The organism is Vibrio sp. JZG10 (assembly GCF_054064075.1).
In genome coordinates, this window is the sequence record NZ_JBSUGE010000025.1 from 49033 (window position 1) to 61939 (window position 12907).

The following is a 12907-nucleotide window of genomic DNA, read 5'->3' on the forward strand; positions in this document are numbered from 1 at the left end:
CGTGGCTTTACGCTGCTTTTCTAGACACAAAATGAGATTAGAATGGATTAATGCGAAAGTAATTAAAAAAGTGTGAGTAACGGCTGCAAACTATTGATTTCAATATCAGGTAAAGTACGTGTTTTTGAATGGTTAATGACATTTTTATTCATATCATTGAACCAACAAGCCGCAAAACCAGCCGACTTTGCACCATGCACATCTGTGGTTAGGTGATCACCGACATGCAGAATATTCTCTGCTGGAATATCCAAGAACCGTTTCGCCTTAGTAAACATATCGGTGGCGGGTTTCGCTAACCCATCTGGCCCCGCTTTGAGCACACATTGAAAATACGGCGTTAAGCCAATTTTATCTAAATCGACGTTGCCGTTTGTGATCGCCACGAGCGGAACTCGCTCTCCCAATTGTGTCAAAACATCTAAGCTTGATTGGGGCACTTCAAACTGACTGCGCCAATCCAAAGCGAGCTGCACGCCCTCTTCAGCTGCGGCTTGAGCTTGCGCTTCATCATAGCCAACTGAAAGAAAACCATGCTTTAGCTGCACTAAACGCCAAAGCGTCACATCGCTTCTGAGATCCGGTCTCTGCTGGAGCACATGTTTTTTTACCTGCATCCAATCAGCCTTATCCATGTGCGCCACGGCTGGATGTGTTTGCTGCAACCAAGCTAGCAACTCACGCTCCATACGGATAATCACCGGGTAATTGTCGTACAGCGTATCATCAAGATCGAAGGTCATGGCCTTAATAGGCTCGATACGGCGATAAAATTTCATACTTCGGCTCACTCCCCGTTCTTTTTACGTGCGCGTGGGTGGGCTTGGTCGTAGGCTTGCGCTAAATGTTGGAAATCCAAATGCGTGTAGATTTGGGTCGTCGAAATGTTCTCGTGCCCTAAAAGCTCTTGCACCGCACGTAAGTTATTGCTGGATTCGAGCATATGTGTCGCAAACGAGTGACGCAATTTATGCGGACTAATATGGCTCGCCACAGACTGTTTCTGTCCCCATTCTGCCATACGTTTTTGCACGCTACGGTGCGAAATACGCGTTCCGAGTTTAGACACAAACAAGGCGGGTTCACCTGGCGCAGCAAGATCGCCCCTGACTTTCAACCACTTGGCAACCCATTCAGTTGCCATGCCAGAGAATGGTACTTTACGTTCTTTGTCGCCTTTACCGATAACACGAAGCTCGCCACTGCGCAGTTGTACATCACGTACATCCACACTCACCAACTCAGCCAAACGCAAGCCTGCACCGTACATCAGCTCCATCATGGCACGATCACGCACAGCCAACGGGTCGTCTTCGTTGACCTCAAGCAGTTGGCTCACTTCATCAACATCGAGGTTTTTCGGCAACGGGCGCTTTTTACGTGGCGCTGAAACCCCTTTGGCAGGGTTAGCTGACATCTCGCCACGCAGAATAAGGAAATCGAAAAAGCTACGCAGCGATGAGAGGCGCGTCGCCAAACTGCTGGCTTTCATGCCTTCCCGCATGCCCTTACCTGCTAATTGGCGCACCCAGCCTGCATCCACTTGAGACCAATCTTTAAGCCCCATTTCAGCCAAGTGCTGCGCCATGGTTTCTAGCTGCTGTTTGTAATTGCGTTGAGTATGTAGGCTGAGCCCCTTTTCGCTTCGTAAGAATTCATAGAAGCGCTCAAGAGGCTTTTGCAGACTATTTGGCAGAGGAGTGTTGGGAGTTGTCGTCATCGTAACTTTGCCATACCAATGTTTGAGCGAGATGTGCCACTACTAATGATAGGTGACGCAAAAACAAGGTATCCATATCTGGTTGAAAATGACCGCCATCCTCACTAGAGAACGCAAGCACGCCCAGTGTTTGCTGTTTCACCAGCGGTAGTACCACATAGGACCCCATTTCCGGCACATCCATATTGCCAAACAAAGCTTCACGATCCACTTTTCTCAGACGCCCTAAGTACGCATCTTTGCCATTTAAGTGAGTGGTCGCAAAACGTTGATAACTTTCCTTACTCAATTGAATCGATGCGTCGCATTGACTAAACAATCGAACAAACGCGCGTAAGCCAAGTGCTTTAGCTTTCCCTTCAATAGAATGAATGACTTGTTTAAAGTCACCACACTTTAGAATCTGCCCCTGCAAATCCATAAATTCGTAAAAGGTGCGATCGTTGTTCGCCGCAAGCGACATCAGTGTGGTGATCTCTTCCTCTAACTCTTCAATGCGCTGACGTTGGCGATTCATTTGTATGTGCACCAAAGACACCGCACCCAAGTCTGAGTGTGGGAAAGATAGACGATCCACAAGCTCTGGACGCTGCACAAAAAAATCGGGATGATCTTTGAGGTACTCGGCCACCACTTCAGCCGTTAAGGCATCTGCTTCTACTTGAGACAAACCGTTTCCTTTTTCTTCTACTAGCAAGACAATTGACCATCAAATACATGCGTTGTAGGTCCGGTCATAAACAACGGCTTACCCGGACCTTGCCACGCAATTCGCAGTTCACCACCTGGTAGAGAAACCTTAACGTTTTCATCCAGCAGACCCTGAAGAATCCCTACCGCTACCGCCGCGCAAGCGCCGCTACCACAAGCTTGTGTTTCACCTGCGCCTCGCTCGTAAACTCGAAGACGAATATGGTCACGACTCACCACCTGCATAAAGCCAGCGTTGACGCGCTCTGGAAAACGCTCGTGCGACTCAAGCAGCGGGCCTAATGTATCGACATCAGCAGTATCCACGTCATCGACCACCGTCACCACATGCGGGTTACCCATGCTTACCGCGCCACAGAACAACGTTTTTTCACCAGCGCGCATGATGTAGGTTTTCTCTTTTTGCTTGGCTTTAAAAGGAATTTTGTTCGGCTCAAACTCTGGAACACCCATGTTGACCGTCACTTCTCCATCATCTTCGATGTTGAGAATCATCTTTCCTTTTTTGGTGCTTACGCTGATGCTGTATTTATTGGTCAACCCTTTCAAGCGAACAAAGCGCGCGAAGCAGCGCGCGCCATTCCCGCACTGCTCGACTTCACTACCATCGGCATTGAAAATCCGATAATGGAAATCAGTTTCAGGGTCGTAAGGGGCTTCTACCACGAGCAATTGGTCAAAACCAACGCCGGTATGACGATCCGCCAAACGGCGGATCAGGTCTTGCGAGAAAAACACGTTCTGGGTAATACAGTCGACGACCATGAAGTCGTTGCCCAAACCGTGCATTTTGGAAAAGTGGAAATGCATTTGTTGTGTGTTACTCCGGTAGAATCTGTTCCAGCTGCCACAAACTGGTCAGCTCCTCACGCTGGCGAACTAAGTGGCTTTGTTTACCATCCACCATTACTTCTGCCGCTCGGGTACGAGTATTGTAGTTCGAAGACATCACAAAACCATAGGCACCAGCTGAACGAACCGCGAGTAGATCACCTTCTTGCAAAACGAGTGCGCGATCTTTACCCAAGAAGTCGCCGGTTTCACAAATAGGGCCAACCAAATCGTAAGTCTGTGCTTCACCCGTGCGCGGCGAAACTGGCACGATATCTTGCCATGCTTGGTATAGTGCAGGACGCATCAAGTCGTTCATTGCCGCATCGATGATGGCAAAGTTCTTGTGCTCAGTATGTTTTAAAAACTCAACACGCGTTAGCAAGATACCTGCATTCGCAGCAATTGCTCGGCCCGGCTCAAAAATCAGCTCCAAGTCTTGGTGATTTTCAAGACGACCAAGTAACGCTTTGGCGTAATCTGAAGGCTGAGGTGGTAATTCATCACGATAGACCACACCTAAACCGCCGCCGACATCAAGGTGACGAATGTTAATGCCTTGCGCTTTTAAATCATCAATCAAGGCTAATAAACGGTCTGTCGCGTCGATAAATGGGTCGATATTGGTCAGCTGAGAACCAATGTGGCAGTCGATACCTTGCACATTCAAGTTAGGCAGGCTTTGCGCGAATTTATAAACATCTGGCGCACGATCAAACGCAATGCCGAATTTATTGTCGCGAAGACCAGTCGAAATGTAAGGGTGTGTTTTCGCGTCGACATCTGGATTGATACGCAGAGAAATTGGCGCAATCACACCAAGCTCACCCGCAACCTTGTTCAAACGTTCTAGCTCTGGCTCAGATTCAACGTTGAAACATTTGATACCTAGCTCAAGAGCGCGCTTCATTTCTGCAGGTGTTTTCCCAACACCAGAGAAGACGACTTTCTTCGGATCACCGCCTGCGGCAATCACACGCTCAAGTTCACCACCTGATACGATATCAAAGCCCGAACCCAAACGCGCCAGTGCGTTCAATACGCCTAGGTTTGAGTTCGCTTTCACCGCGTAGCAAACTAGATGAGGATGTTGACCCACAGCACTATCAAACGCCTTCCAGTGGCGCTCTAGCGTGGCTCGAGAATATACGTAAAGAGGAGTGCCATATTGCTCTGCAAGAGCTTGAAGTGGGACGTCTTCGGCCCAAAGCTGGCCATCATCCTGATAGTTGAAGTAATCCAAAATTCGCTTCCCTTATTTTATTCGACTGCTGAACCCTAATTTCACCCTAAGGCGCGGTTATTTATTGTGATTGCTCATTCTGTTGAGTGTCATCTGGAATGTATAGTGAGCCAGACTGGCCACATCCCGCTAACGTCGCGGCAACCATCACAAACAACACAGTAACTAATTTTTTCATTTCGCATATCGTGATTATTGAATCAATGCCCCCTATAATCGCACCACACTCAGGAAAAGCAATAGGATAGACGGATGAACGATACTGAATTTCATCAACTGGTGGATGCGCAGATGCAAATCATCGAAGAATCCATCGATGATTCAGGCGCAGACATTGATTACGAAGTCACTGGCAACGTAATGACATTGGAATTTGAAGACCGCAGCCAAATCATCATTAACCGCCAAGAGCCGATGCATGAGATCTGGCTAGCGTCCAAATCTGGTGGTTTCCACTTCAAGCTTATTGAAGATAAATGGACCTGCTCAAAAACGGGCATGGAGCTATTTGAAATGGTGAAGCAAGAGTGTGAAAAGCACGCGGGCGAAGCCATTGATTGGGCATAATGTCCGTCAATCGTCACCAAAACAAAAAGAGCACCGAAGTGCTCTTTTTGTTTATTGATACGGGTTTAATTACGCGTTCACCGCTTTCGTCGGACGATGCGGAGAGCAACCATCATTACGATAAGGGATGATATAAGCATTGCCCTCTTCTGGATGGATAATCTGGTAGTACTGAGGCAGGTTAAAGTTGATAAATTTCGACGCAACACGACTGTCGTCTTTTACTGATGTGTAAAAGCTGTTCACGGACGAAATCATCTCGTCTTTGGAGCCACTGAATTGGTGATACACTTCAACTTGGTTTGACTCATCCAACACATAAATATTGAAGCCATCTTCATTATCTTCAAAGAAGAACTGCACCAGACCTTCACTGGCAAAACCATCCACCGCTTCTGGCATTTGATACTCTTGCTCACGATCGAGCATTAATAGCGGCGAGCCTTTAAGTTTGTTAGTAGAAATACTGCGATAGAAATCAATGGAGTTTTCTAACTTCTGCACCGACACACCACGACGTTCAAAGAACAGCCCGTAAGTTTGATTACCAAGGCGCATCGCTTTAAAGCGGCGGCGTTTTTCTTGCTCTACTGGCTTCAAGCGTAAGTCGATACATTCCGCTAAAAGCTGGTAGACCATATTACGCATCACACCACGCATGTTCTTCGCATAACAGAACACATCCACCGATTCTGGTGGCAACGCGTCTTGGTGCATTTTGCCCAGAATGGTTTTCAGTGCGTCCAGCATCGCCGTTTCCCCTTTGAAATGCAGCGTACGCACTTCATGCCAGGAGTTACGGTAAACCAAGTCGACACTGCCGACTAAGTTTTTATGTTCCGGACCAAAACTGAAGATATCGGTATTTTTTACATCCACTTTCAGTGAACGGCCCGAAAGCTCTGACGTAGGATCATTTTCAAAGTTGATGAACATCGCTAACTGGCTGATTTCACATGGGCTCGCTAATGCCTGCATCGTCGGACGGCGCTTACGCAGCGCAAAGGTATTTCGTAAGTCGCTCACCATTTGGTAGAACTTATCGATATCCAGTTGCGCTTCACGCACCACCGCGTGCAAACGAGTCGACTCGGTGATTAAACCATTAAAGAATGCCCAAGAGACTAACTTGCTCAAGTATTCATGATGTTCTAAGTATGGCTGCCCCAAAATGCGGTGCGCGATCAGAGGTTGTTTATAGAGATACCAACCAGACTTGTTCACACCGCCATCTTTCACTTCGATGAAGCTTAAATCCGGTTCATGCAAATCAGGGGAAATCTGCGGGTTGAGCAACGTCACTTTGCCCGGCAATACTTCAAAAGCGGCGTAAAGCTTACGAGCCAAAATACTGATGTCTTGCGGGCTGATAGCGGAGGTAATGTCGTTGCGACGCGCAAATTGAATCAAATTACGGTAGCTCTGCATCAACGCATCCAACAACGCATGATGCACCACTTTTACCTGTTCAACTTTCCAGTTGCGGCGATCATCGAGCTCAGCAACAACGCTGGCATCCCAATCCCATTTTGCAATCATGTCGCTCAGCGCTTCACGGCGCCAAGCCACTGAACCGACATCCGGTTCACGCGACAACTTTTCATGGGTTTTGAGATAGAAGCAACGGCGCACCAAATCCAAACGAGTGTCGTCTTGGATTCGCTCTAAATAGCGAGTCACTTTTTCCAGCATTAAGTAGTACGCATCCATGCCATAGAGGTCTGGCTCATGGGCAAAGAAACGACGCTTGGTGTCGATGCTTAACAGTTGCGTATGCGGGTATTCCCACGAATAAGCTTCAAGCAGAATGGCTTTTAATACCGATTTGTAGGGAGAATCGATACTTTTGTATAGCTGCCACAAGTTCGAGCCGAAGTACTCTTCAGCAGGAATGCGGTTCAATTTGCCAAAGTCGATCCATTCACTACAGTCAATGTAACCTTCACTGCACAATTGAGAAACGTACTCGTCGTAACACTCTTCCATTTCTGGCGGCACGATTTGCCATAATAAACGCTGTCCAGCAATACGCACCGCGCTGCGATAGAATTCATCAAGCAAAAGTAAGTGCTGAGATGAGCCACAGTTATCACCTGTCATCTCTTCAGAATGGTTGCTTCTAAAGCGCTCTTCATCCATTAAGAAGAAGTTCGCCTCCACCCCTTGGCTTTGTGCCCAGTCGGTGATCAGCAAGCATTTATTGGTCAGCAATTCTCGCTCGTCACAATCCATATCTGGCGAAATACACACCCAAATATCCAAATCACTAGAAGTACTTTGACCAATTGATGAGGTACTACCCATGGTGTATAAGCCCAAGATAGCCGGCTTCTCAGCCGTCTTAAGTGGCTGACCAATCGCAAGTTGAATGTCATCAATGAATTGCTGTTGAATGCTATTTAGCGCCAGCCCATGTACACCAAACGGGACATCGGCATCGTAATAGCCAGGAATCACAGGGTGGTTGTAGTTCAACAAGGCAGGAATCAAGTGGAAGACTTGCTGGCTTTGCGAATCCATAAGCGCCAGCGCGCGATCAACTCGCTGCTGATTCAAATTATCTAGTCGCTGAATGATTTTTTGGGTGTAAGCCTGCAAGGGGAATTCCTTGGTTGAACAATCACGAAAATCTGCTGACGTTTTAAACCAAAACGGCCTAAAAACGTGATCAATTTAACACTTTTATTGGTGCGGGTAAAGTTTCACGCCCACGCACGACTCAGGATGCAAAACCATACTTTAGTCACAAAATTAATCGCGCGGTAGTGTCGCTCTTATTACCTATTACTAATAATAGTCCTTAGTCTAATTGAGAATCCAGTCACACTATTTTCATAACGTCATGTAATTCCATTCATAGCTCTCAGAGATAACGAACTAACAGTAAGCATTTCTTGATGAGAATGGTAGGATAAACCCAAATCCAAACAGCATTGAGAAGATCATGACACAATCCACACCGATTCGCATTGCAACTCGAAAAAGCCCTCTTGCTTTATGGCAAGCTTACTTTGTCAAAGACGCCCTTCAAGCCGCTCACCCTGGTTTGGAAGTCGAGTTAGTAACCATGGTGACCAAAGGTGACGTGATTTTAGATACACCGCTAGCAAAAGTTGGCGGCAAAGGCTTATTCGTAAAAGAGCTAGAAGTCGCAATGCTAGAAGGCCGTGCAGACCTTGCCGTTCACTCAATGAAGGACGTGCCCGTCGATTTCCCGGAAGGTCTTGGCCTCGTGACCATTTGTGAACGTGAAGACCCTCGTGATGCTTTCGTCTCCAATACCTATAGCAATATTGATGAACTCCCTCTAGGTGCAGTGGTTGGTACTTGCAGTTTGCGCCGTCAATGCCAACTGAAAGAATATCGTCCAGATATCATCATTAAAGAGCTTCGCGGTAATGTGGGCACTCGCCTTGGTAAACTAGATGCTGGTGAATACGATGCGATCATTCTTGCTGCGGCAGGCCTTAAACGATTGAAGCTTGAAGAGCGCATTCGTAGCTTTATCGAGCCAGAGCAATCATTACCTGCGGTTGGCCAAGGTGCTGTCGGTATTGAGTGCCGCCTTGACGATGAAAGGCTGCTTAAGCTACTTGAGCCACTTAACCACCAAGACACTGTAGACCGCGTTTTGTGTGAGCGCGCAATGAACCTGACGCTAGAAGGCGGCTGTCAGGTACCTATCGGCAGCTACGCCCTGCTAGATGGCGATAACATTTGGCTACGCGCATTAGTTGGCGAACCAGATGGCAGCGAAATTGTTCGTGGTGAAATCCGTGGCCATCGTAAAGACGGCGAAACGTTAGGAGTGCAGTTAGCCAATGAACTACTGGATAACGGCGCTCGTGAAATCCTAACTAAGCTGTACGCAGATCACGAATAATCATGGCAGTGTTGGTCACTCGGCCGGGAGAGCAAGGCAGCGCGCTTTGCTCTCTGCTCGAAAGGCACGGCATTTCTGCATATCACCATCCTCTGATCGACATTGTCGCCGATCTCACGGACACGCACCTCTCTAAACACCTGCATCAAGCTCAAATTGTTATCGCTGTTAGTCGACATGCCGTGCAATGTGCACAGCAAATCTTAGCCAGCAACGAGACATCATGGCCGAAACAAGCCATTTACCTTGCCGTTGGTCAAAAAACAGCACACTATTTAAGCAAATGTACCCAACAGAAAGTACACTATCCCCAAGTCAGTGATAGTGAACATTTATTGCGACTGCCAGAGCTCAATAATGTGGCCCAACAACAGGTTCTTATCCTTCGTGGGAACGGTGGAAGAGAGCTGATCAAAGATGCATTGGTGAGACGTGGCGCAAAAGTTCACTATAGTGAGACTTACAAGAGAGAATTCATCCCATTCGATCCAGTAAGCTGTGTCTCACTATGGAAAACCCTACAAATTGACCAGATCATCGTCACCAGTGGTGAGCAACTGGATTATTTGTGCAGCCAATTGACGTCAGAGCAATTGACTTGGCTTAATCAACAAGAGTTGTATATCCCCAGTCAGCGTATCGCTGACATCGCACTTCAAAGGGGGTTCACTCGGGTGAGATGCACGGGAAGCGCATCCAACCAAGAATTACTGGCGGCTCTCCAGCCCTAGCTACACAGGATATAGGCATGACAAGTAAAAATAACGACCAAAAAAATAACGATAAAAACCTTTCCGAAGAAACCTCATCGGCACCGATAGCCGAAAAAAGCACATCGCAGCAGGATGCGGCCCCTAAAAAAGAACAGCCAAAAGTGGCCGAGCCCCCAAAAACAGCCGAGCCAGCCAAAGTCGAATTTGAAGAAAAACAAGGCAAGCGCGGAGTTAAACTAGGCACAGTCGCTATCATCTTATCGATTATTTTTGGCGGTGGCCTCGCATACAAGCTACATCAGCAGCAAGCCGATTACCAAGCGCAGATCGCCCAACTAAAAAGTCAGCTAGAAAGCACTCAAGCTTCCATGAAGCAAGAGCTCAGCCGGGTACAAGAAGAAACCATCGAGAAAGCAACGACCGTGACACACAAAGCGGAAGTGGTACTGGGACAGCAACAGAAGAGCATTGAAAGCTTACAGCTTGCCGTTGCCGATGTGAAAGGTCGCCGACCAAACGACTGGCTACTTGCTGAAGCCGATTACCTCGTCAAATTAGCAGGTCGTAAACTGTTCTTAGAGCATGACGTAGAAAGCGCAACTCAACTAATGGAAAGTGCTGATCAACGCATTGCCGCACTGAATGACCCTAGCCTCGTCAAACTACGTAAAGCAATGGCGAACGATATCACCAAACTTCGTACTATCCCGCTGATTGACCGTGATGGATTGGTACTACGCTTAACTGCTCTGCAACAGCAAGTAGACAAGCTACCACTCGCCAATGCACTACTCCCAGAAGCAGAAGTCGTAGAGAACACTGAAGTGTCGGAAGATATTGCAAACTGGCAAGATAACTTAATGACCTCTCTGAAGGACTTTTCAGAAAACTTCATTACGTTCCGCACGCGCGATGGTAACGTCATTCCACTGCTTTCTCCTGAGCAACACTTTTACCTAAAAGAAAACATCAAAGCCAAATTGGAGACCGCAATAAAAGCGGTGTACCAAGAGCAAGGTGAAATTTACACCACGTCTCTAAAAACGGCCGATAAATGGGCATTAGCTTTCTTCAACCAAGACGATAATTCCGTTAAAGAGTTCAACAAAACTGTTAACCAGTTAAGCCAGCAAAACATTCAAGTGGAATACCCAACGAAACTGCAAAGTCAGTCTCAACTATCAGATGTCATCCGTGAGCGCCTACGTCGCGAAGTCACAACGATGACAGGTATGGAGGATAAGTAATGTTTCGTCTTATTTTCCTATTTGTTGTACTAGGTGCAGGACTATTTGTTGGCACTCAATTTTCTGGTCAGCAAGGCTATGTACTCATCTCCATCGCTGAGAAAACGATCGAGATGAGCGTAACGACATTGGTCGTATTCGTTATCGCAGCACTCGCAGGCCTTTTTCTACTTGAGTACCTAATTAAAAAGCTAGTTTACGCAAGTTCTACAACATGGAACTACTTCAGCGTGCGCAAAATGCGCCATTCCCGTCGATACACCAATGAAGGCATTATTAAACTCCTAGAAGGAGACTGGAAAGGTGCCGAGAAAAAAGTGACTCGTTGGGCGAATCATCACGACATGCCACTACTTTGTTACTTAGTTGCGTCTGAAGCTGCACAAGGTCAAGGTGATAAAGCAAAACGTGATCACTACCTAGAGCTAGCAAGCCAGCAAGAGAATGCTCATCTCGCAGTAGAGCTAACTCGTGCTAAACAGTTTATTCGCGATAACGAGTTCGAGGCTGCTTTCGATACTTTGCAATCGTTAAAAGGTCAGTATGCGAGTAATTCGATTGTATTGAACTTGCTGAAAACAACGTACATGCAGCTAAAATTGTGGCAACCTCTTATTGACCTCTTGCCACAACTCACCAAAGCAAAGCTCATCACGGAAGAAGAACACGCAGAGCTGATTCAAAAGGCGCAATGCGGCTTACTCCATGAAGTGGCACAGCAGCAAGGTAGCGAAGGGCTTATTTCTCATTGGAATGGCCTTGCACGCAAAGTAAAACAAGACACACACCTAGTCGCCTGTTTTGCTCGTGAGTTGATAGCCCGGAAAGCAGATGCTGAAGCCTTTACTGTGCTAAAAGAAGCATTGAAAAAGCAACCGGCTCCTGAGCTTTATCAACTACTGCCAGATCTAAACCTGCCAGATATCCACCCTGTCGTGGTTTTCTTAGAGGGAGTAGTGAAGAAAGAGCCAGATAACGCCGCTGCGCATAGCGCATTAGCGCACTTCTATTTCCGTCAAGAGAAGTGGCAAGAAGCCCAAGACCACTTTGAGATCGCCTTAAAGCTTCGCTCTGACGTCTCTGATTATGCATTCCTAGCAGATACACTAGAGAAGCAGAATCTAACTAAAGCCGCTCACGAAGTCTCTCGTAAAGCTCTCACGCTCGTCCAGAACGACTAAGTAGCGGTCATTTAACCAAGCCGGCAGTTTACTGTCGGCTTTTTTATTGCCTGTCATTTATCAACACTCCACAAACCTGCAATATCCACTAGAGCTAATGCCCTGCAATCGCCTGAACTTCATTAGGAGGCCCCAGCAAAGCTTCTTTAGTTCGTTCCCAGCAGCACTCCATTAAGCTCACTAAAAGCCTCTAAAAGATAGCTTGCTCACTTTCTTCAAGGCGAACAACCAAATATAAGTTTCTAGGAAGGAACTCTACTAGCAAAATGCAGATAACTTGAAATAGTGTAGGAAGCAAAATAGGTACATAAGCTCCGGTACTCTCCATTCTCTTCAATGAAGGACTGTCCTATACAATACTTAGACCGTGTTTATTGTACCAACTAGAGCAAGATAGCGAAGAGCCATTAGGTAACACTAAGAGCGCTAACGCACGTAATATAGAGTAAAGAGTAAAGGTACGTCCCTTGTTAACAGAAACACTTCACCCTTAGAGGTAGGAATGCCAATACTCAGACTTGATGGCTCTCGTTAGAAGATAAAGTTATGAACTTCTGTCACTGCACAACCTGTGGATAGCGAGAACGCGCTTAAAGCAAGGCTTCTCAAGTGACATAGTGCAGGGATACCTAGTCCGGGGATACGATCAGCTAAGGGATTGATTCCAGTCCCTAACGAATTTCCAAGCGTCAGAAACGAAGAAAGCCTCGCTATTTCTAGCGAGGCTTCTGAATAGTGGCGGAGAGATAGGGATTTGAACCCTAGATACGCTATTAACGTATGCCGGTTTTCAAGACCGGTGCTTTCAACC

At 46.9% G+C, this 12907-nt stretch carries 13 protein-coding genes; 5 read left to right on the plus strand and 8 right to left on the minus strand.

Translation table 11 applies throughout. From position 1 onward, the window contains the following. Positions 1–62 precede the first annotated feature (62 nt). The 6 genes from yigB to lptM all read right to left on the minus strand — a co-directional run bounded on the left by yigB (position 63) and on the right by lptM (position 4683). Positions 63–779 (minus strand): 5-amino-6-(5-phospho-D-ribitylamino)uracil phosphatase YigB, encoded by a 717-nt coding sequence (gene yigB / locus ACWYVB_RS21195; RefSeq protein ID WP_006743011.1) that lies wholly within the window; start codon positions 777–779, stop codon positions 63–65. Between the two features lie 8 nt (positions 780–787). Continuing rightward, a complete protein-coding gene (xerC, locus tag ACWYVB_RS21200) occupies positions 788–1720 on the minus strand; it encodes a tyrosine recombinase XerC (RefSeq protein WP_012841287.1) in 933 nt (310 codons plus the stop codon). Then, complete coding sequence (locus tag ACWYVB_RS21205; protein ID WP_256952181.1) at positions 1686–2417, minus strand: DUF484 family protein; 732 nt, start codon at positions 2415–2417, stop codon at positions 1686–1688. Before ACWYVB_RS21205 ends, xerC begins: the two co-directional genes overlap by 35 nt. Beyond that, the gene (gene dapF / locus ACWYVB_RS21210) at positions 2411–3241 is read right to left on the minus strand and encodes a diaminopimelate epimerase (RefSeq protein ID WP_006743008.1); all 831 of its coding nucleotides are present in this window, start codon (positions 3239–3241) and stop codon (positions 2411–2413) included. Before dapF ends, ACWYVB_RS21205 begins: the two co-directional genes overlap by 7 nt. 10 nt (positions 3242–3251) lie before the next feature. Continuing rightward, a complete protein-coding gene (gene lysA / locus ACWYVB_RS21215; protein WP_006743007.1) occupies positions 3252–4505 on the minus strand; it encodes a diaminopimelate decarboxylase in 1254 nt (417 codons plus the stop codon). Between the two features lie 61 nt (positions 4506–4566). Beyond that, the gene (gene lptM, locus ACWYVB_RS21220) at positions 4567–4683 is read right to left on the minus strand and encodes an LPS translocon maturation chaperone LptM (RefSeq protein ID WP_005378746.1); all 117 of its coding nucleotides are present in this window, start codon (positions 4681–4683) and stop codon (positions 4567–4569) included. 74 nt (positions 4684–4757) lie between these two features. Here lptM and cyaY point away from each other — a divergent pair, with 74 nt between their 5' ends. Next, a complete protein-coding gene (gene cyaY, locus ACWYVB_RS21225; protein WP_012841286.1) occupies positions 4758–5072 on the plus strand; it encodes an iron donor protein CyaY in 315 nt (104 codons plus the stop codon). A gap of 69 nt (positions 5073–5141) precedes the next feature. Here cyaY and ACWYVB_RS21230 read toward each other — a convergent pair whose 3' ends face one another. Further along, positions 5142–7670: a class I adenylate cyclase gene (locus ACWYVB_RS21230; protein WP_005393844.1), complete on the minus strand. Its 2529-nt coding sequence runs from the start codon at positions 7668–7670 to the stop codon at positions 5142–5144. 346 nt (positions 7671–8016) lie between these two features. Between ACWYVB_RS21230 and hemC the strand changes: the two genes are divergently transcribed. From hemC to ACWYVB_RS21250, 4 genes are read left to right on the plus strand one after another with little or no spacing between them, the layout of a single operon-like run. After that, the gene (hemC, locus tag ACWYVB_RS21235) at positions 8017–8955 is read left to right on the plus strand and encodes a hydroxymethylbilane synthase (RefSeq protein WP_243326859.1); all 939 of its coding nucleotides are present in this window, start codon (positions 8017–8019) and stop codon (positions 8953–8955) included. Positions 8956–8957: 2 nt separating this feature from the next. Further along, on the plus strand, positions 8958–9686 hold the full coding sequence (locus ACWYVB_RS21240) for a uroporphyrinogen-III synthase (protein WP_074190035.1): 729 nt from the start codon (positions 8958–8960) through the stop codon (positions 9684–9686). Positions 9687–9703: 17 nt separating this feature from the next. Continuing rightward, a complete protein-coding gene (locus ACWYVB_RS21245; protein ID WP_053807592.1) occupies positions 9704–10915 on the plus strand; it encodes a uroporphyrinogen-III C-methyltransferase in 1212 nt (403 codons plus the stop codon). Next, positions 10915–12096, plus strand: a complete 1182-nt coding sequence (locus ACWYVB_RS21250; protein WP_005393852.1) for a heme biosynthesis protein HemY — start codon at positions 10915–10917, stop codon at positions 12094–12096. The genes ACWYVB_RS21245 and ACWYVB_RS21250 overlap by 1 nt, the downstream gene beginning before the upstream one ends. A gap of 531 nt (positions 12097–12627) precedes the next feature. Here the strand turns inward: ACWYVB_RS21250 and ACWYVB_RS21255 are convergent. Beyond that, on the minus strand, positions 12628–12907 hold a 280-nt coding region (locus ACWYVB_RS21255), incomplete at its 5' end, for a hypothetical protein (RefSeq protein WP_457530058.1).

Bases quoted from the DNA above. Each gene is read 5' to 3' on its own strand.
- dapF (WP_006743008.1), bottom strand. From the start codon at position 3,241: ATGCATTTCCACTTTTCCAAAATGCACGGTTTGGGCAACGACTTCATG.
- ACWYVB_RS21240 (WP_074190035.1), top strand. From the start codon at position 8,958: ATGGCAGTGTTGGTCACTCGGCCGGGAGAGCAAGGCAGCGCGCTTTGC.
- lptM (WP_005378746.1), bottom strand. From the start codon at position 4,683: ATGAAAAAATTAGTTACTGTGTTGTTTGTGATGGTTGCCGCGACGTTA.
- cyaY (WP_012841286.1), top strand. From the start codon at position 4,758: ATGAACGATACTGAATTTCATCAACTGGTGGATGCGCAGATGCAAATC.
- ACWYVB_RS21245 (WP_053807592.1), top strand. From the start codon at position 9,704: ATGACAAGTAAAAATAACGACCAAAAAAATAACGATAAAAACCTTTCC.
- yigB (WP_006743011.1), bottom strand. From the start codon at position 779: ATGAAATTTTATCGCCGTATCGAGCCTATTAAGGCCATGACCTTCGAT.
- ACWYVB_RS21250 (WP_005393852.1), top strand. From the start codon at position 10,915: ATGTTTCGTCTTATTTTCCTATTTGTTGTACTAGGTGCAGGACTATTT.
- xerC (WP_012841287.1), bottom strand. From the start codon at position 1,720: ATGACGACAACTCCCAACACTCCTCTGCCAAATAGTCTGCAAAAGCCT.
- hemC (WP_243326859.1), top strand. From the start codon at position 8,017: ATGACACAATCCACACCGATTCGCATTGCAACTCGAAAAAGCCCTCTT.